We start from the raw sequence: 25,572 nt of genomic DNA, 5'->3' as shown, positions 1-25,572 counted from the left end.
TACGTCGCGTTACCTTTCTGGCATCGCTGTTGCACCTGTGTCAGGCGTCGCTCTCTAGACTGCATCTGACTCACACGGCACTCGGTGCAGGGAGGAAAGCGAAATGAACAAGAAACTTCTTGGTACGGTTATCGGGCTCGCAGGCATGGCGGCGCTGGCCGCGTCGGCTACGGCGTCCGCGCACGTCGATGTCGCAGTGGGAATCGGCGTGCCGGCCTACGGGGTGCCTTACTACGCGCCGGCGCAGCCGGTGTACGTGCAGCCGGCTGTGCCCGTTGCCTATGGATACGGCTACGGCTACGGCTATGGCAATGGCGGCGACCGCTGGCGCGAGCGCGAATGGCGTGAGCGGCGCGAATGGCGCGAGCACGAATGGCGGCGCGAGCGGCGCGAAGAGCGCTGGCACGATCGCCACGGCTGGTAATGCAAGACGCTACGGGATGACGCGGCGGGCCGAAGGGTTCGCCGCGTTTTTTTTTGCGGCGCGCCGGCAGTCCTTCCTGCAAGCCGCGCCAATTTTGACGCGCTAACGTAGCGGACCCTGCACTCGATACCACGCCATGAGCCATCCACCGAAATTCTCGATGATCGACGGCGCGCCGACGCCTGTTGGCCCGTTCTCGCACGCGGCTGAAGCCGACGGCTGGGTGTTTCTCACCGGCCAGATGCCGACCGATCCCGACGACGACAGCGCGCCGCTGCCCGAAGGCGTCGCGGCACAAACGCGGCGCGTGATGAACAACCTGATTCTCGTCTTGACCGGCCTCGGCCTGACGCTCGATCACGTCGTGAGCGCGCGCATCTTCCTCACGGAATTCAAGCGCGACTACGACGCGATGAACGCCGTCTACCGGTCGTATTTCCTGCCGAAGCCGTTGCCGGCGCGCACCTGCATCGGCGTGACCGGGCTCGCGCGCGATGCGCTCGTGGAGATCGACTTCATCGCGCGGCGGCCTTGATGGTGCCGTCTGCGCGGCTCACTTGCGGGCTTTGGACGCGTCCACCCAGCGAAACGTGAGATTGATGCGCTCGCCGCGCGCGCCCGGCTCTTTCGGCACGCGATGCACCCATTCCCGTTGCGTGCGTCCGCGCATCACGAGCAGGCTGCCGTGTGTCAGCGAGAGCGCGTGGGTGGCGTGCGTGCGCGCGTGGCGGAATTCGAATGTGCGCGTCGCGCCCAGACTGACCGATGCGATCACCGGCTCCGGCCCGAGCTCGCGCTCCTTGTCGGCGTGCCAGCCCATGCTGTCCTGCCCGCCGCGGTATCGGTTGATGAGCACGCTGTTGAAGCGGGCGCCGCACGTGGCCTGCGCGGCGTCGCGTAACTGCGCGACGGCGGGCGTCCACGGCTGCGGCACGTTGCGGATGCCCGAATAGACGTACACCGCGTCGGGCTCGCCTTGCCACGCGGTGAGGCGCGGCAGCGGCACGCGGCCGCCCGGCGTGTTCATGGTGTCCTGCTGCCAGCGCACTTCGTCGATCAGCGCGGCCATCAGGTCGGAGCCGGCGTCCGCGTCGATCCAGTCCGGATGCCACGCGATATCGGGCTTGGGAATGTCGTCGAAGAGATCGAACATGGCAGTGCGGGCGCAGCCGAAAGAATCACGATAGCAGAGCCGTCGCGCGGCGGCATTGCGGTCTCTCCCTGTCCGACCGTGCCGCATGTGCTACAGTCGGCCGACTATCTCATTAAGATGCGAAGACTGCGCATGACTTTCAACGCCGAAACGAATCACGGCGCGCTCGGCCGCCGTATCCTCCTCGTCGATGACAGCGCCGATGCGGCCTTCGCCCTGTCGATGCTGCTGGAGGCGCTCGGCCACGAAGTGCGCACCGAGTCCGACGGCGTGTGCGCGCTCGACTCCATCGACGACTTCCGGCCGGACGTCGTGGTGCTGGACATCGGCTTGCCGGGCATGAACGGGCTCGACGTGGCGCGCGAGATGCGCAAACGCGATGCGACCCGCGACGCGCTTCTGCTCGCGCTCACCGGCTACGGCAGCGCGGAAGACCGGCAGACCGCGCTCGACGCCGGCTTCGATCATCATCTGACCAAGCCGGTTTCCATCAACGATCTCGAGGCGCTGCTTACGCGTCCCTGATTTGCGCCCCTGAGTTGCGCTTCAATCCGCGATACGCAGCTTCGCCATATAAGGCAAGTGATCGGAGAGCCACGCGGTATCCTGCGTCGGCACGATCCACTGCACCGGCTTCAGACCGCGCACGAACATCTTGTCGAGCGCGAGCGCCGGCGAGAACGCCGGAAAGGTGCGCCCCGATTCACCGAGCATCGTCGCCACTTCGTTCATGCCGAGTTCGCCGAATAGCGGTACGGAATCGTTGCGCCAGTCGTTGAAATCGCCCGCCAGCACGAGCGGGCCTTCGGGCGCTTCCTTCGCGATCCAGTGCGCGATCCAGTTCATCTGACGCAGCCGCGCGGCGCGCGTCAGCGCGAGGTGCGCGCACAAGAGCGTGATCGCGTGTCCCGCGAACGTCGCGCGCGCGACGAGCAGCCCGCGCTTTTCGAACCGATGCGCCGAGATGTCCCAGCGTCCGGACAGATCCAGCGGATGCGGCGAAAGGATCGCATTGCCGTGCCGCCACGACGGCTTGAAGACGTTCGGGCCGAGCGCGATCTGCAATTCGAGCGCGGTGGCGATTTCGGTGGCCTGGCAATGCCAGACATCGTCGAGCGGCGCGGAAAGCGGCTTGCCGAAGCCGCTTGCGAGCACCGGCTGCGGCAGCCGCCGCGCCATGGCTTCCTGAAGAAAATAGACGTCCGCGTTGGTGGTCTGCACCCAGCGCTGCATGGCGTTCCATGCGCGCAGGCCGAGTGGCGAGCGACCCTTGTGCAGATTCCAGCTCACCGCCGTGAAATCCGGCGTGACCGCATTCGCGGACGGTGCTGGCGGAAGATGTTCTGGATTTCGCATGCGTTCGTTTTTGTGTGCGTGGTGCGCCGGCTTACTGCGCCGGCGCTGACGAAGCCAGGCTCGCGCGCACCCGGTACAGCAGCGACGGATTGCTGTCGATGATCTGCCACTGCGCCCATTCGCCCGGTTTCAACACGAGGCCGGGATGCGACGCGGCCACCTGACGCGGCGTCGGCGGCACCTTGCAGCCCGAGGCCGACGTCTGAGAGGTGTCGCTTTCCAGCGTTTCCTGCGCCTCGATGGCGAGCGTGATGTCGTCGGCGCTCGCGTGTGTCGGCGAAACAGTGAGCGTGCGTTGCAGGTCGATATCGCCGGCCGGTTTGTCCGCGCAACCGACGCGGTTCTGCACGATGTTGTGATGCGTATCGGTTTTCGCCTGACCGACGTTCGTGGTGGCAGAGAAAGAGTCGATCTGCTGGCCGTCGCGCACCACTTGCAACTCCCAGTTGACCGGCTGCGGCGTGCTCTGCGCAAAAGCGCCGTGGCTCGCGGCGAGACACGCGCAGGAGACGAGCGCGGATCGGATGAGACGCGGAAATGCGATGCGATTCGTTTTAGTCATTGAAAGCTTCTCCGGCGCTCGGGCTAATCGGATGGCAGCCGACGCGCGCACTCACACGGCGCGGCGGCCGCCGAACGCGTGTTGCCCGGCGACTTCGTTCTGACAAGACGGACGGGGCGCGGTTCGGCGCATCAACGGATCATGTGAGGCCGCGTCCCGTCGATTCCAACCTCGCGGCTTGATGAGCACGTTCTGAACCCGCCCGCCGCGGCATCGCGACGATGATACTCGCGTGCGCGGTGCACGCTCCGCTTTCTCAAAATTGGCAGCAGACGCCCGCGACTGCTCGCTTGCGCGTGATTCTTTCATCGATACACTGAACTCGTCGAAGCGAAAAAAGACGGGGTGCGACATGACGACGGCCGTGGTCAAACAAGAACTGGCAGTGGCGTCGTTCAGCAAGGTCTACAGTCTCGACGACGTCGAGACTGCGCTGAACGATCTCTCCGAGGGCGCGAGCGAAGCCTTGCGCGCAACTTACGAAAAGATGCTGAAGGTGGGCAACCTGCGCTTCTGCGTGAAGCCTAACCGCATGCCTTCCATCGACGATCTCGCGGCATCGCTGCCGAATTTCGAGGAACCGCTCGACGATATCCGCAAGCAGATCGCGCTGTGCCTCGAAACCGAAGACCGCCTCGAACTCATGCCGATGCTGCTGCTCGGCGAGCCGGGCATCGGCAAGACGCATTTCGCGAAGCAGCTCGCGCGGCTGCTCGGCACGTCGTGCCACTATGTCGCGATGAGCTCGCTCACGGCCGGCTGGATTCTCTCCGGCGCGTCGTCGCAATGGCGCAATGCGAAGCCGGGCAAGGTCTTCGACGCGCTCGTGAACGGCAGCTACGCGAACCCCGTGATGACCGTCGATGAAATCGACAAGGCCACCGGCGACACGCAATACGATCCGCTCGGCGCGCTCTACGCTTTGCTGGAACACGATACGGCGCAGAGCTTCATCGACGAATTCGCCGAGGTGCCGATCAACGCGGGCAATGTCGTGTGGATCGCCACGGCCAACGACGCGCGCGCGATTCCCGAGCCGCTTCTCAACCGCATGAACGTGTACGAGATTCCGGCGCCGGACCGCGACGGCGCGCGGCGCATCGCGCAGGCCATCTACGCGGAGATTCGCGAGGCGCACGCGTGGGGCAGCCGCTTTCCCGAAACGCTCGGCGACGCGCCGCTCGATGCGCTCACGCAGGCGTCGCCGCGCGGCATGCGGCGCGCGATGTTGAACGCGTTCGGCAACGCGCGCATCGACGGCAGACACCATGTCGAGGCGCGCGACATCGAACTGGACCGGCAATCGCGCCGCAAATTCATGGGCTTCTAATCAGCCGCGGTTTCGCGATTCGCGCGAAACGCCGTCGAACCGCGCTATTTTCAGCATCTGGCGGCCAGATTCTTGCCTTTTTCCGAATTGCACCGGAAAACGCTGCTCGCTGCGTGCGTTATTGTGCGACGCGCAATAATCCCGCACGTAGAATAGGTCGCATCGAGAAGGCGCGGGAAAGGACATGGATCGGATCGAATGCGTGGTAATCGGGGCGGGCGTCGTCGGGCTCGCCATCGCGCGGGCGCTCGCATTGCGCGGGCGCGAAGTGATGGTGCTGGAAGCGGGCGAAGCCATCGGCATCGGCACGAGTTCGCGCAACAGCGAGGTGATACACGCGGGCATCTACTATCCGCGCGGCTCGCTGAAGGCGGAACTGTGCGTGCGCGGGCGCGAAATGCTGTACGCGTTCTGCGAGGCGCACGGCGTGCCGCACCGGCAGTGCGGCAAGCTGCTCGTCGCCACGGCGCGCAATCAGATTCCGCAGCTCGCGGCGATCGAGCAGAAGGGCGTCGAGAATCGCGTGGAAGGGCTCGTGCGAATCAGCGGCGCAGAAGCGAAGGAAATGGAACCGCAACTGCAATGCGTCGAAGCGGTGTATTCGCCGCGCACGGGCATTGTCGATAGTCATCAGTACATGCTCGCGCTGCAAGGCGACGCCGAAAATCATGGCGCGGGAGTGGTGTTTCATACGCCGGTTGTGAGCATCGAGGCGCGCGAAGGCTGCTTCATCGTGGAGACGGGCGGGCAGGCGCCGGCGCGTTTCCGGGCGTCGTATCTGATCAACAGCGCGGGGCTGCATGCGAACGACATCGCGCGGCGCATTCGCGGCCTCGACGACCGACACGTGCCGCCGCTCTACTTCGCGAAGGGCAACTACTTCAGCGTGAGCGGACGCGCGCCGTTCGAGCGCCTCATCTATCCGATGCCGAACGAAGCGGGACTCGGCGTGCATCTGACGATCGATATGGGCGGGCAGGCGAAGTTCGGCCCCGACGTGGAATGGGTGCCGTCGATCAACTACGACGTCGATCCGCGTCGCGCCGATTCCTTCTATGCAGCCATTCGCGCGTATTGGCCCGGCTTGCCCGACGGCGCGCTGCAACCGGCGTACGCCGGCATTCGGCCGAAGCTCTCCGGTCCCGGCCAGGCGGCGGCGGATTTCATGATCCAGGGCAAATCGGCGCATGGCGTGCCGGGGCTCGTGAACCTGTTCGGCATGGAATCGCCGGGGCTGACGGCGTCGCTCGCCATTGGCGAACGGGTCGCCGACATGTTGCGCTGAGCGTTCATTAACGCTTATCTCCGACATTTGTCCTCATCGAAACGCTTGTGTGTTGTTATGCTCGGGCATCGCCGTCGTGAGAACGGCGCTTTCCCCCAATACAACATGGAGCGAGTCACCATGAAGACATCCCGTCGCACATTTCTGATGACGAGCGTAGGCGTTGCGTCGACGCTCGCGCTCGGCTCGCGCGTCGCTTTCGCCGATGCGCCGAAGGTCGAGGAAAGCGATCCGACCGCGCAGGCGCTCGGCTACAAGATGGACGCGAGCAAGGTCGACAAGGCCAAGTTCCCGAAGTACGCAGCGGGCCAGGATTGCGGCAATTGCCAGTTCTATCAGGGCAAGGCGTCCGATCCGTTCGCGCCGTGCCCGATGTTCGGCGGCAAGCAGGTCGCCGCGAAGGGGTGGTGCAGCGCCTACGCGAAGAAGGCCTGACCTAGAACCGACGACCACGACGAAGCGCGCCCGGCTGCGAAGCCCGGCGCGCTTTTCTTCGTTGCTTGTCGCTTGATAAGGCCACGCGCGGTCTTTACACTCGCCAAGGAAAAAATATCCCGGCCGCGCAAGCCCGGCGCCGATCGATCAATCTACAGGGATTTGCATGGCAGACAGACCATTAAATGCGCGCGCGGTAAGCGCGGCGGTGATCGGCAACGCGTTGGAATGGTACGACTTCGTCGTATTCGGCTTCATGACGGTGGTGATCGCGCGGCTCTTCTTCCCGAGCGACAACGACTACTCGTCGATTCTTCTCACCACGGCCAGCTTCGGCGTGGCCTTCGTGATGCGGCCCGTGGGCGGCATCGTGCTCGGGCTGTACGCCGACCGCGCCGGGCGCAAACCGGCGCTCACGCTCGTGATTGCGCTGATGACGCTCGGCATTCTGCTGTTGGCGATTGTGCCGCCTTACTCGGCCATCGGCATCGGCGCGCCCATTGTGATCGTCGTCGCGCGGCTGTTGCAGGGCTTCTCGGCGGGCGGCGAGTTCGGCAGTTCCACCGCGCTTCTGATCGAGGCGGCGCCGTTCTCCAAGCGCGGTTTCTACGGCAGCTTCCAGATGGCGAGTCAGGCGGCGGCGCTCTTGCTCGGCGCGGTCGTGGGCGCGGCGATCTCGCGCGGGCTGTCGCCGCAAGCGCTGGAGTCGTGGGGCTGGCGCGTGCCGTTCATCATCGGGCTCGTGATCGGGCCGATCGGCTTGTATATCCGCCGCAACATGTCGGACACGGAAGCGTTCATGCACGTGAAGAAGACCGCGCGCCGCGCGACGCTCGGCGAGGTCTTCCGCACGCATGGCCGTGAAGTGCTGTGCGGTCTCGGCGCGGTGATCGCGCTGACGGTGACGGTCTACGTGCTGATCGCGTATCTGCCGACGTTCGCCGTCAAGCAACTCAAGCTGCCGTACGGCCAGTCGTTCACGGCGCTGATCGTCGGCAATCTGCTGTTGACGGTGCTCTCGCCGGTGGCGGGCGCGTGGTCCGACCGCATCGGACGCAAGGCGCTCACGCTGTGGTCGCTCGGGATCACGCTCGTCATCATCTATCCGCTCTTCGCGTGGCTCGCGGCGGAGCCGAGCGTGATGCGTCTCGTGATCGTGCAGGCCGCGCTCTCGATCGTGCTGTCGGGCTACTACGGGCCGTTCGGCGCGCTGCTCTCCGAGCTGTTTCCCGCGCACCTGCGCTCGACCGGCCTTTCACTCGCATACAACATCGCGGTGATGATCTTCGGCGGCTTCGGGCAATTCATCGTGACGTGGCTCATTCGCGTCACTGGCTCGCAACTCGCGCCGACGTTCTATGTGATGGGCGGCGTCGTGCTCTCGCTGATCGCGGTGGCGGCGATTCCCGCGACGCGCCACGCCGACGTCGACGAAGCGCGCGAATTCACTCGCTAGGCGGCATTGCATGAAAGTGATCGAAAGCGGCAAGTTCACGGCCGAGCGCGCGTGGGGCGCGCTCGATATCTGCGTGATGAACGGCACGTCGTGCCGTCTGCACTGGACGGATGCGCCGTACAAGTGGCACGTGAATGACGGCGAAGAGGTGTTCGCCGTGATGGACGGCGTGGTGCGCATGCACGTGCGCGACGCAGAAGGCGAGCGCACGCTGACGCTGAAGGCGGGCGATATCTTCCACGCCCAAGCCGGCGACGAGCATTACGCCGAGCCGGTCGGCGCGGCGCGCATTCTCGTGATCGAGAAAGAAGGGAGCGTCTGAGCGAGGCTCAGCGCGAAAGGCCCGCTGCGACCAGCAGTTCGGCGAGCGCTTCGGTCATGCCGCCTTCGTGCGTTTCGGCGCGTTCCTTCAGTTGCTTCACGAGCTTTTCGTCGAGCTTGCACGCAAAGGGGACGAGGCCTTTCGCCTGATCCAGCTTGCGCTGCTCGCGTCGGTCGGCTTTCGGCGCATCGGCCGCGCCCACGCGTGCGCGCCCGCCTTGCTTGAGATCGTTGGCAAGTTTGAACGCCTTGTTTTGTTCCAGCTGGAATTTGTTCACGTAATGCTCCGGGGCCGCAGTGTCGATGGAGCCGTATTGTACTGGCCCGGCTGCGGCGCTTGCCCGTGCTCGCTTCAAGCCGGACCGGTTTCCGCCATCGCGTCGATGCGCGCGCGCATGCGCCGCCAATGCGAGCCTTCCCAGAACACGCGCCGGCAGACATCGCAGGTGACGAAGCGCGTGTGGCGTTCGCGCACGCCGTCGGGGACACGGCCGTCGACCTCGTCGGGCGCGGCGGCGCGCAGCGGCGCGTTGCACATCAGGCACAGGCGGAACGCGCGCACATGGGCGGCGAGATTCAGCCGGTCCGCGATCTCGCGCCATTGTTCGTCCGGTTGCAGCGCGCGCACGTAGCAGCCGTGCAGCACGGTGCGGCGCTTGAGCAACTCACGGTCGCGGGTGAGCACGACGCGCGATTCTTCGTGCGCGAGGCGCTCGATTTCATCGTCCGGGAAGTTGTTGTCGTAGCGCGTGTCGAAGCCCGCGAGCCGCAGCAGTTGCGCGAGCCCGCCGAGATGCGCGTCCGCGATGAAGCGCACATTCGCCGGCTGCAAAGGCGGGCGCAGCAACGAGCCACCATCCGCGACATCGGGCGGCGCGTGGCCCGCCGGATACACCTCGATGCAATCGCCGGGCTGGATCTGCGCGTCGAAGCCAGCGGGCACGCCGTTACGCACGATCAAGCCGACTTCGGTGTGCGGCACGCCGAGCGCTTCGATCATGTGCTTCGTCGACGATGTCGGCGGGCACGCGCACTCGAACGTTCGCCCTCGCTGCGGCCGGGCGAGGAAGTCGTTCAGTTCATCGTGAAAATGAAAGCGCGCGTTGACCATGCGAGCAAGTATGGCATTGCGCGCCGCTGCGTGCTGCCGGGCGATGTGCTCTACTGGCGCACGGCCGCGCGCCGTGGGCGCGACGGGAACTCAGTGAAAGGAGCACAGGCAATGGATATCGGATTCATCGGATTGGGCGAGATGGGCGGCGCGATGGCGAGCAACGCGCTGAAGGCGGGGCACTCGGTGCGCGTGTGGAACCGCTCGCGCGAGAAAACCCGGGCATTGGCGGACCAGGGCGCGTCCGTGGTCGATACGCCGGAGCAGGCGTTCTCCGGCGATGCCGTGTTCTCCATGCTCGCCGACGACAACGCGCTGCGCTCCGTTCTCGTCGAAGGCGGCTTGCTCAAGCATGCGTCGAAGGGCCTCGTGCACGTGAACATGGCGACGATCTCGACTGCGCTCGCCGTCGAACTCACGCAGTTGCACGCGCAGCACGGCGTCGGCTATGTGGCGGCGCCGGTGCTCGGCCGCCCGGATGTCGCTGCGGCGGGCAAGCTCAACATTCTCGCGGCGGGCGCGGACGCGGACATCGAACGCGTGCAGCCGGTGCTGGATGCAATGGGCCAGAAGACGTGGCGCGTCGGCCAGCAGCCGGAGCACGCGAACGTGCTGAAGCTCGCGGCGAATTTCATGCTCGGCTCGGCGATCGAAACCTTCGGCGAAGCGGCGGCGCTCGTCACGGGACACGGCATCGAGGCGCAGACCTTCCTCGATGTCATCACGAACTCGCTGTTTCCGGGCCCGGTGTACCAGGGCTACGGGAAGATGATCGCGGAGCGCCGCTATGAACCGGCGCTCTTCAAGGCGCGTCTCGGGCTGAAGGACGTGCGCCTCGCGATTGCAGCCGGCGAAGCCGTGAACGTGCCGTTGCCCGTGGCGAGCGTGGTGCGCGATAACCTCGTCGATGCCCTCGCTCACGGCGACGGCGAGAAGGACTTCGCGGTGCTGGGGCAAGTGGCGGCGCGGCGCGCAGGACAGTGATTTCCAGACGAGAAGACGCGGCATAATCGCAGTCCCGCTCTTCTTAGGTAGACCGCAATGAGTCTGCATGTCTGGTGGATGTTCGTCGCCACGGTGTTTGTCATATCCGCGATTCCGGGTCCCAACATGCTGCTCGTGATGACGCACGGCGCGCGTTTCGGCCTGCGCCGCTCCGTCGCGACGATGGCCGACAGTCTGAGCGCGCTCGTTTTGATGCTGTCGGTATCGGCGGCGGGGCTCGGCGTGTTTCTCGAGGCGTGGCCGCGTTTCTTCGATGCGCTGCGCCTCACCGGCGCGGCGTATCTTGTCTGGCTCGGCGTGAAGAGCTGGCGCGCGAAGGCGAGCGCGGTCGAGGTGCGCGACGAAAGCGGCGGCGCGCGTGCTCGGTCGACGGGGCCATCGGCGCTTTATCGCAACGGCTTCCTCGTTGCAGGCAGCAATCCGAAGTCGATCCTCTTCGCGGCGGCGCTGCTGCCGCAATTCATCGACGCGGCGCGGCCCGTGCTGCCGCAGTTCGCCGTGCTCGTCGCGACGCTCGCGGTGATCGAGGTGAGCTGGTTCACGGTCTATGCGGGCCTCGGCGCGCGCATCGGCGAGAAGCTGAAAAGCGCGGCGGTCGCGCAGGCGTTCAATCGGCTGACGGGCGGCCTGTTCGTCGGCTTTGGCGCGATGATGGCGCTGCTGCGGCATTGAGCTTCACCGCCGATGTTATGTGCGCTAGCGCTCGAAGCGTCGAGCGAACGGGCGCACAGTTTGCTCGATTTGTGTTGGAGTTTGATTCGATGCCGAACATACGCGGGCAGGCGAGCGATGGATAGTGGCCTCGGGCATCGGTCTTATGTTTGCGGCGAAACCGTTCGCAGGCTCGTGTTTGGCGGAGCAGTTTGGGCGGACTTCGATAAGGTTCGCGCTGCAGCGGGCGGCAGACCGCGCGTTGGGAAATGCCGAGACGCTGAAAGCGCCTGATGCTTTCCAGCGCACGCCGTGTCTGCGCTTAACGGGTTAGCCGCGGCGCACGCGGTTTGCGAGAGCCGCGATGCATGGGCTCGCTGCGCGTGCGTAGGCGCGGACTGTGAGGCGTTGGTTTCGGACGGAGTTGAGTTGCGGAAAACGGCGGAACGGGATGCATGGGGCTGCACGGAAGGCTAAAGCCTAAGTACGGCCGACCGCGAACCAAGCACTACAACCCTGACTGCGGCCGACCGCGAAGCATGAAGCAGCACGAAAAGCGAAAGCTCTAAGTGCCGCCCGACCGGGATGCACGGAGCTGCAAAAAAGGCCGAACCCCCAACGCGGCCGACGGCGATGCATGAAGCAGCACAAAGGCCAAAGCCCTAAGCGCAGCCGACCGCGATGCATGGAGCCGCACTAGGACCAAAGCCCTAAGTGCGGCCGACCGCGATGCATGGGACCGCACGAAGGGCTAAAGCCCTAAGCGCAGCCGACCGCGATGCATGGGACCGCACCAGGGGCAAAACCCTAACTGCGGCCGACCGCGATGCATGAGACCGCACTAAGGGCTGAAGCCCTAACTGCGGCCGACAGGAGACACGGATGCAAGCGAAGATTTCAGGCGTCGCGCTCGCCGCACTTTATTGCGGTGTGCTGACGACCGCGACCGCCGCCCGCGCCGACGATACGCCGAGCCCTTGCGATGCGCTCAAGCACATCGTCGCGGCATCGCCGACATTCTCCTCGCTCACGGCCAGCGACGGCCGGCCGCTCGCGTTGCCTTACGGCGACGACGCGCAGTGCGCCGCCTCGCAGGCGAACTATCGCTGCACCTGGACGCCCCACGCCGGCTCCAGCGCCGACGCGCTGCAAGGCGTGGCTGCGGACATCGCCTCGTGCCTGCCGGACGCGACGCACGATCAAAACTCGCCCGCGCGGCAGCATTTCTATCTCGGTGCACGCGGCGCGCGCACGGAAATCACGGCGGCATCAGCCGGTTCCAACAAGCTGAAGCTCGAAATCTCCGCCAACCGGTGAGGCCATCATGACCAAGCGCATCCTGATAGCCGATGACGACGACGACGCGCTCGCCGGCCTCGCGAATCTGCTCAACGGCATGGGTCACGAAGTGGCGCTCGCCGCCAACGGCGCGCAGGCCGTGGAGGTGGCCGCGCAGTTCGCGCCCGAAGTGGTGATTCTCGATCTCGGCATGCCGCTCGTCGACGGCCTCGCCGCCGCGCGGGCGCTGCGCGAGTCGCCGAATGGAGCCGCGATGCTGCTCGTCGCGCTAACCGGATGGGGCCAGCCGCAGCATCGCGATATGACGCTGGAAGCGGGCTTCGACATCCACCTCGTCAAACCTATCTCGGCGGATCAACTGCAATTCATCCTGTCGATGACTCAGCCCTAAGCACGCTTGTTGCAACGCACCAAATTTCTTGGTATAGTGGTTCCTGTCTCCTCCATGTCTCCACTGATATGGATTCAGCCCGCCGACCTAGGCGGGCTTTTTTTCGTCCGTCGGTTTCGTGTTGCGGCGCATGAAAAAGCCGGCCCGCAGGCCGGCTCGTCCTCGACACGGTGTCTGAATCAACGCCTTCAGCGCGCCAGCCCCGTCGTTTCGTCGGCGCCGATGGCGAGGTTCATGCACTGAATCGCCGCGCCCGACGCGCCTTTGCCCAAATTGTCCAGCCGCGTCACGGTGACAAACCGCTCGTCGTTGCCGAACACGAAGACGTCGACGCGATTCGTGTCGTTGCAGGCTTGGGCGTCGAAGAAGCCGTTGTCCAGATTGCTGTCCGCATCGAACGGCATCACGCGCACGAACGGCTCGCCCGCATAGTACTCGGCGAGCATGTCGCGCACGTCCTGCGGCTTGGCGGCGCGCGTGAGCTGGTCGGGCGAGAAGTACGTCGTGACCGCGAGACCCTTCAGGAACGGTCCGACGATCGGCGTGAAAATCGGCGCGCGCGACAAACCGGTGCGCACGGACATTTCCGGCAGATGCTTGTGCGTCAAGCCGAGCGCGTAGGCGCGCGGGCTATTGAGGCGCACGTCGTCGCCCGCTTCGTATTCCGCGATCATCTTCTTGCCGCCGCCGCTGTAGCCGGTGATCGAATAAGCGTGCGCGTGGAAATCGGCCGGCACGAGCCCGCCCGCGACGAGCGGCTGCATGGACAGCACGAACGCCGATGCGTGGCAGCCCGGCACCGCGATGCGCTTCGCCGTGCGCAGCCGTTCACGCTGCGCGCGCGAAAGCTCGGGCAGGCCGTAGGCCCAGTCGTCGTGCGTGCGGAAGGCGGTGCTCGCGTCGATCACGCAGGTCCGGTCGTTGCCCGGCTCCACGAGCGAAACCGACTCGCGTGAGGCGACATCCGGCAGGCACAGGAACGTCACGTCCGACGCGTTGATCAGGCGGCGACGCTCCTCGACATCCTTGCGCTTCGCCTCGTCGATGCGCAGCACTTCGATGTCACGGCGCTGCGACAGATATTCGAAAATCTTCAGGCCGGTGGTGCCTTCCTGTCCGTCGACAAATACTTTCGTGGTCATCTCGATCTCGCTGGTTCGTGGCCGCCGCGCGTGCGCCGCCGCAAAACCGCCATTTTAAGTCGATTTCGCGACCGGTTGATGTCGATTCCTGCGCAGAATTCAACGGCAACGTCCTTGGCGGATTAGCAGGGTTATCGAAGCGGCGCACGCTCGCAGACTGAGGAGAGAAGCCGGGCAGCGCAGCATTTTTACCCCGGCGCGGCCCGGTTCGTAACGGTCGGTGGCACGCGAAGCGTACGCATCGTCGATCCGGACGGGCGCGTCCGCGGAATCAGGAGACTAGCCGCCGAACCCCGCGCGGCTGCCGCTGACGCGTCACGACGCGACCGGCGCCGCTTCCGATGCGCCCGGACGGTCCGCCCACCGCGCGGCGACGGCGGCGATGCGCGCGCCGAAGGTCTTCGCCGTCTCGATATCACCGGGCGGCGGCGCTTCTTCCGGCGACGCATCCGCGGGCGCTTGCGTGAGCAGGCCCGTGAAGCCGCCGACGAAGTTCAGGTCGTTGCGCGTGGCCGCTTTCGTGTTCGACGGCATCAGGCCCGCGCCGACCCAGATCATGCCGTGCTGCATCGCCAGCGTGACGAAGTAGGAAATGGTCAGGAACTTGTCGCCGTTCATGTGCGCGGAGTTGGTGAAGCCCGCCGCGATCTTGTCTTTCCACTTCTGCTCGAACCAGGGCTTGGAACTGGCGTCGGCGAATTTTTTGAAGTCGGCGGACGGTCCGCCCATGTAGGTCGGCGCGCCGAACACGATGGCGTCGGCGGCTTCGAGCTCGGCCCAGGCGGCGTCGTCCATCTCGCCGACGGGCATCAGCTTGCCGTTCGCGCCGGCGTCGGTTGCGCCGGCGAGCACGGCTTCCGCGACTTTCTTCGTGTGACCGTAGCCGCTGTGATAGACGATGACGATGTTCGGCATGATTCCCTCTAGCCGCGCGTGGCGGCGCGCGCGAGCGACGCGCGTGTTGCATGGTGAGCGGCGGTCGTGTCCGGATGCGTTATTCGCGGCGCTGCAAGGCGCACAGCGCGGCCGAAACCTGGACGCATGGACGCAGTCAGTCTAGCGCAGCCGTTTTCCGTGCTACCGGGGCTACCGCACGCTCACATGCACGCGGCGAAACAATCGCGCGGGGCTATCGTCCGACGGAAAAGGTCAGTTGCGCGCTGGCGATGGCGGTCGCGCGGATTTCGTGATCGAACATGAGCGCGGGCGTGCCCTGACGCAGGCGCAAGTCGTCGCTATTCAGCGCGTACACGGTCACGACGTAGCGATGCGGCTTGCCGGGCGGCGGGCAGGGGCCGCCGTAGCCGTCCGTGTCCCAGTCGTTGCGCGCCTCGACCGCGCCGACCTTGCGCAGCGCGCCCGAGGCGCTCGCATTCGCCGGCAAGTGCGTCACGGTCGGCGGAATGCCGGCGACGGCCCAGTGCCACCAGCCGCGCCCCGGCGCATCGGGATCGAGAATCGTCACGGCGAAGCTGCGTGTCTGCGCCGGTGCGCCGCGCCACGAAAGCTGCGGCGAGCGGTTGCCGCCCTTGCAATCCGAATCGTTGAAGAGCAGTTCGTGCCCGATGGTCTTGCCCGGCGCCAGTTCCGGGCTCGTCACGGAGAAGACGTCCTGCGCGGCCGCGCCGCGCGCATGACACAGCAGCGCCGCCGCGCTGGCGACGCCGAGCGTAAATGCAGCGACAGCGTGACCGGAACGCACGATCCGACATGCGAGGCGCATGGCTGACTCCTGGCAGCGGCTGGAACCCATATAGCAGCGTTTCGCCGGCTGCAACGATGTTTTTTGTCTCAGTGATGCGCTTCGTAGGAGGTTGCAGTTTAACATTGCAACAAAGCATTAAAAGCTTGATCCTTGGGCCAAACCTATGGCGCGAAATCAGTCGTCTTTCTTTGTGCGCGCGGCTGATGGTGAAGACTCAAACTCGTAGATCAACATATGAACCATTTGAACTTGATTCGCGTGGCAGTCAGTCGACCGGATTTGGGAGAAGAATAAATGAGCCAGCGAATTCAGGTCATCATTGCAGACGACCATCCTGTGATTTTGTTCGGCGCCGCGCAGGCGCTCAGCAAGTTTCCGGAAGTCGATGTCGTTGGCCAGGCGCGTCAATCCACCGAACTCGTCCAGCTATTGCAGAAAACGCCGTGCGACGTGCTGGTGACGGATCTCGCCATGCCCGGCGGTTCATACGGCGACGGCATGCCGCTCCTCGGCTACATCGGCCGCCAGTTTCCGAAAGTGCGGCTCGTCGTGCTGACCATGCTCGAAAATCCGGCTTTGCTCAAACGTTTGCGCGAAGTCGGCGTCGTGTCGATCATCAACAAGGCCGACGACATGAACCACATCGGTTGGGCCATTCAGCATGTGATGCGCGGGCAGGAATATCTCGGGCCGTCGGTGAAGGCGGCGCTCGACAGCATGGGCATCGGCGCGTCGGGGCAGCAGCGCGGCGTCATTCTGTCGAAGCGCGAACTCGAAGTGGTGCGCCTTTTCGTGTCCGGCATGACCATCACGGAAATCGCGGGGCAACTGCGGCGCAGTATCAAGACCATCAGCACGCAGAAGAACACGGCAATGCGCAAACTCGGCATCGAGCGAGATTCCGAGTTATTCCAGTACGCGCAAAGCAACGGATTAATGAACCTCTCTGCCTATACGGGCGACGGTACACTGGAAGATTCGCCGCTGCCGGATTCCAAATCCTTATAGACGCCAATCTTCCAAAATAAAAAAGCCGCTGACTCAAATCAGCGGCTTTTTGTTTTAATCGCCTGACAGCAACGATTAATTATTGCGGCGTGGCAGTGGCGCCGCCGTGCGCGGCCGACCATTCGGCCGGCGCATGCAGAAACTTCTCGACTTCATCGAGCGTCTTGGTTTCGAAATAGCCCTGTTCCTTCGCGACCCGCAACACGTCCCACCACGTGGCGAGCGCGTGGAGATCCACGTCGATGTCCTTCAGAACGGACACGCTCTCCTTGAAGATGTTGTAGTGGAAGAGCACGAAGCAGTGGTTCACCGTCGCGCCGGCCGTGCGCAGCGCGTTGATGAAGTTGATCTTGCTGCGGCTGTCCGTGGTCAGGTCTTCGACCAGCAGCACGCGCTGGCCTTCAGTCAGCAGACCTTCGATCTGCGCGTTGCGGCCGAAGCCCTTCGGCTTCTTGCGCACGTACTGCATGGGCACCATCAGACGGTCGGCGATCCACGCGGCAAACGGGATGCCGGCGGTCTCGCCGCCCGCGACGGCGTCGATCTGCTCGTAGCCGACATCGCGCAGAATGGTCGCTTCGGCCATTTCCATCAGGCCGCGACGCACGCGCGGATACGAAATCAGCTTGCGGCAGTCGATGTACACCGGGCTCGCCCAGCCGGACGTGAAGATGAACGGTTTTTCCGCGTTGAAGTGCACCGCCTGCACTTCGAGCAGCATCTTGGCGGTGGTGTCGGAGATCGTCTGGCGATCGAAGCCTGTCATGGGCGAATCCTTGGACTGATGTGGCGCTTCTGGAAGCGGAAGGCGGCCGCGAGGGCCCTGGCGCATGAACCGGACGCCGACGAGCCGTCTTTCGAAGGGCTGTCCGGCGTTTTTCTGCGCGCGTGTCGACGGGACCCGGCGCTGAAAGCGCCTGCGTTGTCCCATGCACAGCTAACCCGCGATTTTACCCGAGCCTGCGCGGCGGGGCGAGCAGCGCGGCGGCACGCGTCCCGAGCGACTTTTTTCCGGTTGTGACGGCGGGCCGCTCGCCAGTACACTCGCCGCGCCTTCCGATTCATTTTCGCGATGAGACCCGCTTCCCGCCCGACCGATTCTTCCGATTTGCCTGCTCCGTCGCCTCGCCACGCGTGGCATGCGCTCGCCGCATCCGTGCTCGGCTACGCGATGGACGGCTTCGACCTGCTGATTCTCGGCTTCATGCTTCCCGCGATCGCTGCCGACTTGCACCTGACGCCCGCGCAATCCGGCGCGCTCGTCACGTGGACGCTCGCGGGCGCGGTGGCGGGCGGCGTCGTGTTCGGCGTGCTGTCGGACTACTTCGGGCGCGTGCGCATGCTCACGTGGACCATTCTGGTGTTCGCCGTCTTCACGGGCCTCTGCGCGCTCGCACGCGGATACGGCGACTTGCTGTTCTATCGCACGATGGCGGGCGTCGGGCTGGGCGGCGAGTTCGGCATCGGCATGGCGCTCGTCGCGGAAGCGTGGCCCGCGCGACAGCGGGCACGCGTGTCGTCGTATGTCGGGCTCGGCTGGCAGCTCGGCGTGCTCGCCGCAGCGCTCCTCACGCCGCTACTTCTGCCGATGATCGGCTGGCGCGGCATGTTCGCCGTCGGCTTGCTGCCGGCCGTCGTCTCTTTTCTGGTGCGGCGGCGCGTGGCCGAACCTGCGCTTTTCACCGCGCGCCGCACCGAAAACCCCGCGCGCAAGTTGCCGCTGAAGCGCCTGTTCAACAATGCGCGGACCGCGCGCGCGAGCCTCGGCGTGATCGTGCTGTGCTCGGTGCAGAACTTCGGTTATTACGGGCTAATGATCTGGCTCCCGAGCTATCTGTCGAAAACGTTCGGCTATTCGCTCACGAAGTCCGGCGTCTGGACGGCCGCGACCGTGCTCGGCATGGCGCTCGGCATCTGGCTGTTCGGCATCGCGGCCGATCGCTTCGGACGCAAGCCCGCGTTTCTCGCGTATCAGATCGGCGCGGTCGCCATGGTCTTCGTCTATTCGAATCTGACGAGCCCGGCCGCGCTCCTGATCGGCGGCGCGGCGATGGGCGTGTTCGTCAACGGGATGATCGGCGGCTACGGCGCGCTGATTTCCGAGATCTATCCGACCGAAGCGCGCGCCACTGCGCAGAACGTGCTGTTCAACATCGGGCGGGCGGTCGGCGGACTCGGGCCGGTCGTGGTGGGCGCGCTCGCGGCGCGCTATACGTTCGCGGTGGCGCTCGCGTTTCTCGCCAGCATCTATCTGCTGGATGTCGCCGCGACCCTCTTTCTGATCCCCGAAAAGCGCGGCGCGGAACTCGACTGAAAGGCGCGGCGCGCCTCTTCTTCCGACGAAACGCACGCCCAGCAACGCTTCCGCATGAAATGCTGCGTCGCGCCATTTGGGATACGCGGTGTACACTGAACAGCCAAAAACAAGGCTCCGTTCGCCCGCTTCATCCCTGCCGGGCGGCACGCTGCGTCTATCCGACGCGCCGGGTGACTAACAACATTGGTCCATCGATTCACATCCCGCCCACAGTGCCGAGCGGCCGCCGGCTGTGAACCCTGTTCAAAAAATTTCTAACGTCTCAGGCTAATCATGGACGAACAACTGAAGCAAAGCGCTCTCGCGTATCACCAGAATCCGCGTCCCGGCAAGATTTCCGTCACGCCGACCAAACCGCTCTCCAACCAGCTCGACTTGTCGCTCGCGTATTCGCCGGGCGTCGCGGCTGCGTGCATGGCGATCTACGACGAACCGCTCGACGCGCAGAAGTACACGTCGCGCGCAAACCTCGTCGGCGTGGTGACGAACGGCACGGCCGTGCTCGGCCTCGGCAACATCGGACCGCTCGCGGCCAAGCCGGTCATGGAAGGCAAAGGGTGCCTGTTCAAGAAGTTCGCGGGCATCGACGTGTTCGACATCGAACTGAACGAGACCGACCCGGACAAGCTCGTCGACGCCATCGCGATGCTCGAACCGACGCTCGGCGGCATCAATCTGGAAGACATCAAGGCGCCGGAATGCTTCTACATCGAAAAGAAGCTGCGCGAGCGCATGAAGATTCCCGTCTTCCATGACGATCAGCACGGTACGGCGATCATCGCGTCCGCGGCCATTCTCAACGGCCTGAAAGTGGTCGGCAAGACGCTCGACAACGTGAAGCTGGTCTGCTCGGGCGCGGGCGCGGCGGCGATCGCGTGTCTGGACCTGCTCATCGATCTCGGCCTGAAGAAGTCGAACACGATCGTCGTCGACTCGAAGGGCGTGATTTACGAAGGGCGCGGCAATCTAGATGCGTCGAAGGAGCGGTATCAGGCGAGCACCGACGCGCGCACGCTCGGCGACGCGATGCACGGCTGCGACGTGTTCCTCGGCTGTTCGAGCGCGGGCGTGCTCAAGCCGGAAATGGTCGCGACCATGGCCGACAAACCGCTGATTCTCGCGCTGGCGAATCCCGAGCCGGAAATCCGGCCGGAAGAGGCGAAGAAGGTGCGCCCGGACTGCATCATCGCGACGGGCCGTTCGGACTATCCGAACCAGGTCAACAACGTGCTGTGCTTCCCGTTCATCTTCCGTGGCGCGCTCGACGTCGGCGCGACGACCATCACGGAAGAGATGAAGCTCGCGTGCGTGCGCGCGATCGCGGAACTGGCCGAAGAAACCGATCAGGGCGATGAAGTCGCAAAGGCGTACGAAGGCCACTCGCTCGAATTCGGTCCGGAGTATCTGATTCCGAAGCCGTTCGATCCGCGTCTCATCATCAAGATTGCGCCGGCTGTCGCGCAAGCCGCGATCGATTCCGGCGTCGCCACGCGCCCGATTCAGGACATGGACGCGTATCGCGAGACGCTCGGCGCGACCGTGTACCGCACCGGCATGGTGATGCGCCCGGTGTTCGCGGCGGCGAAGGCCGCGCCGGCGCGCATCGCGTTTGCGGAAGGCGAGGACGAGCGCGTGCTGCGCGCCGCGCAGTTCGTGCTGCTGGAGAAGATCGCGAAGCCGATCATCATCGGGCGGCCGGCGGTCGTCGAAATGCGGCTGCAGAAGATGGGCTCGAAGCTGAAGCCGGGCGTCGATTTCGAGATCGTGAATCCGGAAGACGATCCGCGCTATCAGAAGAGCTGGCAGGCGTATCACGAGATCGCCGCGCGTCAGGGCGTGACGCCGGAAAGCGCGAAGGCGGCGCTGCGCAAGTTCAACACGCTGATCGGCGCAATCCTCGTTCATACGGGCGATGCGGACGGCATGATCTGCGGTCTCATCGACACGTATCAGGATCACCTGAAGTTCATCGATCAGGTGCTCGGCAAGGCGGAAGGCGCGGACAACTTCGCGGCGATGAATCTGCTGATGCTGCAAGGACGCAATATCTTCATCAGCGACACGTACGTCAACGAATTGCCGACGCCCGAGCAACTCGCCGACATGACGATTCTGGCGGCGCGCGAAATCGAGCGATTCGGCATTCAGCCGAAGGTGGCGCTGGTGTCGAACTCGAACTTCGGCAGCGTGCCGAGCGCATCGAGCAAGCGCATGGCGGAAGCGCGCAAGCTGATCGCGGAACGCGCGCCGGATCTCGAAGTCGATGGCGAAATGCACGGCGATGCGGCTTTGTCGGAAACCGTGCGTAAGGCGGCGTTCCCCGGCACGACGCTTTCCGGCGAAGCGAATCTGCTCATCATGCCGAACGTGGAAGCGGCGAATATCACGTACAACTTGCTGAAGATGGTGAGCGGCGAGGGCGTGACTGTCGGGCCGTTCCTGCTCGGCGCTTCGAAGCCGGTTCATATTCTGACGCCGGCGGCGACCGTGCGGCGCATCATCAATATGACGGCGGTGGCGAGTGCGAATGCCAGCGTGATGAAGGCGAAGTAACGCGGGTTTAGCGTAGAAGTAATGGACGGCGATTCGGGAGACTGGATCGCCGTTTTTTTTTCGATGGCGTCTTATTTTGAACGGTCGAATCTCTACGGTCTCTCCCGTGATTCAATTGGGGATACGAATCAAAGAATGGAGCAGTCGTTGGAGATCATCGTTGAAACGTTCCGTGCGCGGCGCGAGAACTCGGCGTCACCCGTGCGCGTGCGTCCGCTAGCAGGTCAAGGGTTGAGCACCGACCTGCGCGTCGAATGCAGCAAAAGCATGCGTGCGCAGTATCCGATCGGTACGCTGTTTCGCCTGGACGTGAGGTTGATTCATCGTTTGGGAACGCCGTTGCTGTACGCGCATCACGCAGCGCCGTTCGAGCGAGTCGGCCTCGACGAAGCCTTCCGATTCATCGACACCATGTTCGGCAGCGCGAACGCATCGAAATAAAAAAGGCGATTCGCTTTCGCGAACCGCCTTCGAGCGTGAAGCGGCGAGATTCAAGCCACCTGCCGCTTCTCCCCACCTTCATTGGAACGCCACCGCGCCAGCAGCTTTTCCCACTTCACCTTCGCCGCCTTGACGTTGTTCTCCTTGATATGCCCATAACCGCGCATTGAATCAGGCAGGCTCGCGAGCTCGATCGCCAGCGGCAGCTTCTGCGGCGTCAATCCAGCGATCAGTTCCTTGATCAGCGCCTCATACTCGCCGATCAACGCGCGCTCCATCTTCCGCTCCTCCGTGCGGCCGAACGGGTCGAGCGCCGTGCCGCGCAGGAACTTCAGCCGCGCGAGCACGCGCATCGCGGACATCATCCATGGACCGTACTGCTTCTTCACCAGATGCCCATGCGCGTCCTTCTTCGAGAAAGACGGCGGCGCCAGATGCATCTTGATCTTCCAGTCGCCTTCGAAACTGCTCTTCACCTTTTCGATGAACGCCGGATCGGCATAGAGACGCGCGACTTCGTACTCGTCCTTGTAGGCCATCAGCTTGTGCAGATTCTTGGCGACGGCCTCGGTCAGCAGATAGTCGCCGACGCCAAGCTCAGCCTCCGCCGCGCGCACTTGCGCGACGAGCCGTCCATACTGCGCGGCGTAGGCGGCGTTCTGATACTTCGAGAGATAGTCGAGGCGCTTGTCGATCAGCGCATCCAGCGCCTTCGGCGTATGCAGCGCGATGACCTTGCTCGGCGTCGCATCCTGCGTCCCTTGCGCGAGCCGCGTGACAGCCGGGAGATCGTGCGCGGCGCGGCGGCCCCATTCGAACGCGGCGAGATTCTTCTCGACCTGCACCGCGTTCAGCTCGATGGCGCGCACGATCGACTCATGCCGCAGCGGCACCCAGCCCATCTGCCACGCATAGCCGAGCACGAACGGATTCGTGTAGATGGCATCGCCCATCAGCGCGACGGCGAAGCGGTTCGCATCGACGAGCGCGACATGCTCGCCCGCGGCCGCGCGAATATCGGCTTCCGCGCTCGCGCCCGGGAAGCGCCAATTCGGATCCTTGATGAACGCGGCGGTCGGCGTCTGCGCGCTGTTCACGACCACGCGCGTGCGACCCGGCTGCATCCGCGAGCCGCATTCGTCGCTTGCCGTGACGATCGCATCGCAGCCGATGACGAGATCCGCCTCGCCCATCGCGATGCGCGTCGCGTGAATGTCGGTCGGGCGGTTGGCGATCTGCACGTGGCTCATCACGGCGCCGCCCTTCTGCGCGAGGCCGGTCACGTCCAGCACGGTGACGCCCTTTTGCTCCAGATGCGCCGCCATGCCGAGCAGCGCGCCAATCGTCACCACGCCCGTTCCGCCGACGCCCGTCACCAGCACGCCGTACGGCCGGCCGATGTCGGGCAACTCCGGCGTCGGGACGGGCGGCATCGCATCGCCGGCCACGCTCGTCGCCTTCGGCTTCTTCAACTGGCCGCCTTCCACGGTCACGAAGCTCGGGCAGAAGCCGTTCAGGCAAGAGAAGTCCTTGTTGCACGTAGACTGGTTGATCTGCCGCTTCGTGCCGTATTCGGTGTCGAGCGGCTCGACCGACAGACAGTTCGACTTCACCGAGCAATCGCCGCAGCCTTCGCACACGGCCTCGTTGATGACAACGCGCTTCGCCGGGTCCGGATACGCGCCGCGCTTTCTGCGGCGGCGCTTTTCGGTGGCGCAAGTCTGGTCGTAGATCAAGATGGACGTGCCGGGAATCTCGCGCAACTGGCGCTGAATGTCGTCCAGCTGGTCGCGATGATGCACGTCGATGCCCGGCGCGAGGCCGACGTCCGGCGTGTATTTTTCCGGCTGATCCGTGACGATGACGATCTTCGCCGCGCCTTCCGCCGCGAGCTGATGCGTGATCTGCGGCACGGTCAGCACGCCATCGACCGGCTGGCCGCCCGTCATCGCGACGGCGTCGTTGTACAGAATCTTGTACGTGATGTTGACCTTCGACGCGATCGCCGCGCGAATGGCGAGCAGGCCGGAGTGGAAGTACGTGCCGTCGCCGAGATTGGCGAACACGTGCTTGTCGTTGGTGAACGGCGCTTGCCCGACCCACGCCACGCCTTCGCCGCCCATCTGGCTGAATGTGCTCGTGTTGCGGTCCATCCAGACCGTCATGTAGTGACAGCCGATGCCCGCCATCGCACGCGATCCTTCCGGCACGTTCGTCGACGTGTTGTGCGGACAGCCGGAGCAGAACCACGGCTTGCGCTCCGCTTCGACGCGCGGCCGCGCGAGCGCCTTTTCCTTCGCCTCGATCACGGCGATGCGCGCCGCAATGCGCGCGCGCACGTCGGCGGGCAGGTCGAACTTCGCGAGCCGCGCGGCAATGGCCTTCGCGATGATCGCGGGTGAAAGCTCGTAGTGCGCGGGCAGCAGCCAGTTGCCCATCGGCACGGACCATTCGCCGCCCGCGCCGTCTTTTTCGTCGAACTTGCCGAAGACGCGCGGACGCTGCGCATCCGGCCAGTTGTACAGTTCTTCCTTGATCGCGTATTCGAGAATCTGGCGCTTCTCTTCGACGACCAGAATTTCCTTGAGGCCGCGCGCGAATTCCTGCGCGCCTTGCGCTTCCAGCGGCCACACGCAGCCGACCTTGTACAGCCGAATGCCGATCTGCGCGCACGTTTCATCGTCGAGGCCGAGATCGGTCAGCGCCTGACGCACGTCGAGGTACGCCTTGCCGCCCGTCATGATGCCGAAGCGCGCGTGCGGCGCATCGATCTCGATGCGATCCAGCTTGTTCGCGCGCACGTAGGCAAGCGCGGCGTACCACTTGTAGTCGAGCAGACGCGCTTCCTGCACGAGCGGCGTATCGGGCCAGCGGATGTTCAGGCCGCCGTCGGGCATCGCGAAATCGGTCGGAATCACGATTTGCGTGCGATGCGGGTCAATATCCACCGACGCCGACGATTCCACCACGTCGGTCACGCATTTCATCGCGACCCAGAGGCCCGAGTAGCGGCTCATCGCCCAGCCGTGCAGGCCGAAGTCGAGATATTCCTGCACGTTCGACGGAAACAGCACCGGCAGCCCACACGCCTTGAAGATGTGCTCGGACTGGTGCGCGAGCGTCGATGACTTCGCCGCGTGATCGTCGCCGGCGAGCACGAGCACGCCGCCGTGCTGCGACGATCCGGCCGAATTGCCGTGCTTGAAGACATCGGCGGAACGGTCGACGCCGGGGCCTTTCCCGTACCACATCGAAAAGACGCCGTCGTACTTCGCGCTCGGGTAGAGGTTGACTTGCTGCGATCCCCAGACGGCGGTGGCCGCGAGATCTTCGTTCACGCCCGGCTGAAACACGACCTGATGCGCGGCGAGATACTTCTTCGCCTTCCAGAGCGACTGGTCGAGACCACCGAGGGGAGAACCGCGATAGCCGGAGATGAACCCGGCGGTGTTGAGACCTGCGGCTCTGTCGCGTTCTTGTTGGAGCATCGGCAGGCGAACCAGCGCCTGGATGCCGCTCATGTACGCGCGGCCGCGTTCGAGGGTGTATTTGTCGTCGAGCGTGACGGATTTCAGCGCGGCTTCTAGCGAAGCTCTTTGTTCTGCGTCTAGCGGGGCGTTCATTCTG

General features: G+C 64.7%; 26 protein-coding genes. 16 read left to right on the top strand and 10 right to left on the bottom strand.

Annotation, left to right across the window (positions count from 1 at the left end):
* Window positions 1-103: 103 nt before the first annotated feature.
* Window positions 104-424, top strand: coding sequence for a hypothetical protein (locus tag NCR34_RS13180; protein ID WP_248320674.1), 321 nt, complete (start codon window positions 104-106; stop codon window positions 422-424).
* Window positions 425-560: 136 nt separating this feature from the next.
* Complete coding sequence (locus NCR34_RS13175; protein WP_248320673.1) at window positions 561-959, top strand: RidA family protein; 399 nt, start codon at window positions 561-563, stop codon at window positions 957-959.
* An 18-nt stretch (window positions 960-977) separates the two neighbouring features.
* Here NCR34_RS13175 and NCR34_RS13170 read toward each other — a convergent pair whose 3' ends face one another.
* Complete coding sequence (locus NCR34_RS13170; RefSeq protein ID WP_248320672.1) at window positions 978-1,577, bottom strand: alpha-ketoglutarate-dependent dioxygenase AlkB family protein; 600 nt, start codon at window positions 1,575-1,577, stop codon at window positions 978-980.
* Window positions 1,578-1,709: 132 nt separating this feature from the next.
* Between NCR34_RS13170 and NCR34_RS13165 the strand changes: the two genes are divergently transcribed.
* Window positions 1,710-2,102 (top strand): response regulator, encoded by a 393-nt coding sequence (locus NCR34_RS13165; protein ID WP_206467179.1) that lies wholly within the window; start codon window positions 1,710-1,712, stop codon window positions 2,100-2,102.
* A gap of 21 nt (window positions 2,103-2,123) precedes the next feature.
* Here NCR34_RS13165 and NCR34_RS13160 read toward each other — a convergent pair whose 3' ends face one another.
* Window positions 2,124-2,933: an endonuclease/exonuclease/phosphatase family protein gene (locus NCR34_RS13160; RefSeq protein WP_206467178.1), complete on the bottom strand. Its 810-nt coding sequence runs from the start codon at window positions 2,931-2,933 to the stop codon at window positions 2,124-2,126.
* A 31-nt stretch (window positions 2,934-2,964) separates the two neighbouring features.
* Window positions 2,965-3,495: a hypothetical protein gene (locus NCR34_RS13155; protein WP_248320671.1), complete on the bottom strand. Its 531-nt coding sequence runs from the start codon at window positions 3,493-3,495 to the stop codon at window positions 2,965-2,967.
* Between the two features lie 352 nt (window positions 3,496-3,847).
* On the opposite strand from NCR34_RS13155, the gene NCR34_RS13150 reads away from it, so the two are divergent.
* The 5 genes from NCR34_RS13150 to NCR34_RS13130 all read left to right on the top strand — a co-directional run bounded on the left by NCR34_RS13150 (window position 3,848) and on the right by NCR34_RS13130 (window position 8,323).
* Window positions 3,848-4,825 carry an AAA family ATPase gene (locus NCR34_RS13150; protein WP_248320670.1) on the top strand — a complete coding sequence of 326 codons (978 nt, stop codon included), beginning with the start codon at window positions 3,848-3,850 and terminating at the stop codon, window positions 4,823-4,825.
* Between the two features lie 184 nt (window positions 4,826-5,009).
* On the top strand, window positions 5,010-6,110 hold the full coding sequence (locus NCR34_RS13145) for an NAD(P)/FAD-dependent oxidoreductase (protein WP_248320669.1): 1,101 nt from the start codon (window positions 5,010-5,012) through the stop codon (window positions 6,108-6,110).
* Between the two features lie 120 nt (window positions 6,111-6,230).
* On the top strand, window positions 6,231-6,545 hold the full coding sequence (locus NCR34_RS13140) for a high-potential iron-sulfur protein (RefSeq protein WP_248320668.1): 315 nt from the start codon (window positions 6,231-6,233) through the stop codon (window positions 6,543-6,545).
* A 166-nt stretch (window positions 6,546-6,711) separates the two neighbouring features.
* Window positions 6,712-8,001 (top strand): MFS transporter, encoded by a 1,290-nt coding sequence (locus tag NCR34_RS13135; protein ID WP_248320667.1) that lies wholly within the window; start codon window positions 6,712-6,714, stop codon window positions 7,999-8,001.
* A gap of 10 nt (window positions 8,002-8,011) precedes the next feature.
* Window positions 8,012-8,323 carry a cupin domain-containing protein gene (locus tag NCR34_RS13130; RefSeq protein ID WP_206467172.1) on the top strand — a complete coding sequence of 104 codons (312 nt, stop codon included), beginning with the start codon at window positions 8,012-8,014 and terminating at the stop codon, window positions 8,321-8,323.
* A 7-nt stretch (window positions 8,324-8,330) separates the two neighbouring features.
* On the opposite strand, the gene NCR34_RS13125 is transcribed toward NCR34_RS13130, so the two are convergent.
* Window positions 8,331-8,600 carry a hypothetical protein gene (locus NCR34_RS13125; protein WP_175938313.1) on the bottom strand — a complete coding sequence of 90 codons (270 nt, stop codon included), beginning with the start codon at window positions 8,598-8,600 and terminating at the stop codon, window positions 8,331-8,333.
* Window positions 8,601-8,674: 74 nt separating this feature from the next.
* Window positions 8,675-9,433, bottom strand: coding sequence for a Mut7-C RNAse domain-containing protein (locus NCR34_RS13120; RefSeq protein ID WP_248320666.1), 759 nt, complete (start codon window positions 9,431-9,433; stop codon window positions 8,675-8,677).
* On the opposite strand from NCR34_RS13120, the gene NCR34_RS13115 reads away from it, so the two are divergent.
* From NCR34_RS13115 to NCR34_RS13100, 4 genes are all read left to right on the top strand, one after another.
* The gene (locus NCR34_RS13115) at window positions 9,413-10,417 is read left to right on the top strand and encodes an NAD(P)-dependent oxidoreductase (RefSeq protein ID WP_371747351.1); all 1,005 of its coding nucleotides are present in this window, start codon (window positions 9,413-9,415) and stop codon (window positions 10,415-10,417) included. The two genes, NCR34_RS13120 and NCR34_RS13115, sit on opposite strands and share 21 nt — an antisense overlap.
* Window positions 10,418-10,474: 57 nt before the next feature.
* On the top strand, window positions 10,475-11,110 hold the full coding sequence (locus NCR34_RS13110) for a LysE family translocator (RefSeq protein ID WP_248320664.1): 636 nt from the start codon (window positions 10,475-10,477) through the stop codon (window positions 11,108-11,110).
* 861 nt (window positions 11,111-11,971) lie between these two features.
* Entirely contained in the window at window positions 11,972-12,406 is a 435-nt protein-coding gene (locus tag NCR34_RS13105) for a hypothetical protein (RefSeq protein WP_248320662.1), read from the top strand.
* A 7-nt stretch (window positions 12,407-12,413) separates the two neighbouring features.
* Entirely contained in the window at window positions 12,414-12,779 is a 366-nt protein-coding gene (locus NCR34_RS13100; RefSeq protein WP_248320661.1) for a response regulator, read from the top strand.
* Window positions 12,780-12,967: 188 nt separating this feature from the next.
* Here NCR34_RS13100 and argC read toward each other — a convergent pair whose 3' ends face one another.
* The 3 genes from argC to NCR34_RS13085 form a co-directional block, all read right to left on the bottom strand.
* Complete coding sequence (gene argC / locus NCR34_RS13095; RefSeq protein WP_248320660.1) at window positions 12,968-13,921, bottom strand: N-acetyl-gamma-glutamyl-phosphate reductase; 954 nt, start codon at window positions 13,919-13,921, stop codon at window positions 12,968-12,970.
* Window positions 13,922-14,236: 315 nt separating this feature from the next.
* Complete coding sequence (locus tag NCR34_RS13090) at window positions 14,237-14,836, bottom strand: flavodoxin family protein (protein WP_248320659.1); 600 nt, start codon at window positions 14,834-14,836, stop codon at window positions 14,237-14,239.
* A 214-nt stretch (window positions 14,837-15,050) separates the two neighbouring features.
* On the bottom strand, window positions 15,051-15,644 hold the full coding sequence (locus tag NCR34_RS13085) for a YbhB/YbcL family Raf kinase inhibitor-like protein (RefSeq protein ID WP_248320658.1): 594 nt from the start codon (window positions 15,642-15,644) through the stop codon (window positions 15,051-15,053).
* A 276-nt stretch (window positions 15,645-15,920) separates the two neighbouring features.
* On the opposite strand from NCR34_RS13085, the gene NCR34_RS13080 reads away from it, so the two are divergent.
* On the top strand, window positions 15,921-16,634 hold the full coding sequence (locus tag NCR34_RS13080; protein WP_248320657.1) for a response regulator: 714 nt from the start codon (window positions 15,921-15,923) through the stop codon (window positions 16,632-16,634).
* Between the two features lie 79 nt (window positions 16,635-16,713).
* Here the strand turns inward: NCR34_RS13080 and NCR34_RS13075 are convergent, their stop codons facing one another.
* Window positions 16,714-17,400: an orotate phosphoribosyltransferase gene (locus tag NCR34_RS13075; protein WP_175938293.1), complete on the bottom strand. Its 687-nt coding sequence runs from the start codon at window positions 17,398-17,400 to the stop codon at window positions 16,714-16,716.
* A gap of 306 nt (window positions 17,401-17,706) precedes the next feature.
* On the opposite strand from NCR34_RS13075, the gene NCR34_RS13070 reads away from it, so the two are divergent.
* The 3 genes from NCR34_RS13070 (at window position 17,707) to NCR34_RS13060 (ending at window position 21,945) form a co-directional block, all read left to right on the top strand.
* Window positions 17,707-18,948: an MFS transporter gene (locus tag NCR34_RS13070; RefSeq protein WP_248320656.1), complete on the top strand. Its 1,242-nt coding sequence runs from the start codon at window positions 17,707-17,709 to the stop codon at window positions 18,946-18,948.
* A 276-nt stretch (window positions 18,949-19,224) separates the two neighbouring features.
* On the top strand, window positions 19,225-21,504 hold the full coding sequence (locus tag NCR34_RS13065; RefSeq protein ID WP_250500058.1) for an NADP-dependent malic enzyme: 2,280 nt from the start codon (window positions 19,225-19,227) through the stop codon (window positions 21,502-21,504).
* Window positions 21,505-21,525: 21 nt separating this feature from the next.
* Window positions 21,526-21,945 carry a hypothetical protein gene (locus NCR34_RS13060; protein ID WP_248320654.1) on the top strand — a complete coding sequence of 140 codons (420 nt, stop codon included), beginning with the start codon at window positions 21,526-21,528 and terminating at the stop codon, window positions 21,943-21,945.
* 50 nt (window positions 21,946-21,995) lie between these two features.
* Here the strand turns inward: NCR34_RS13060 and NCR34_RS13055 are convergent, their stop codons facing one another.
* The gene (locus tag NCR34_RS13055) at window positions 21,996-25,568 is read right to left on the bottom strand and encodes an indolepyruvate ferredoxin oxidoreductase family protein (protein WP_248320653.1); all 3,573 of its coding nucleotides are present in this window, start codon (window positions 25,566-25,568) and stop codon (window positions 21,996-21,998) included.
* Window positions 25,569-25,572 lie beyond the last annotated feature (4 nt).

The sequence above is a fragment of the Caballeronia sp. GAWG1-5s-s genome (genome assembly GCF_023631445.1).
Classification (GTDB): domain Bacteria; phylum Pseudomonadota; class Gammaproteobacteria; order Burkholderiales; family Burkholderiaceae; genus Caballeronia.
The sequence above is the reverse complement of the archived record's forward strand: the minus strand, read 5'-3'. Positions and strand labels throughout refer to the sequence as shown.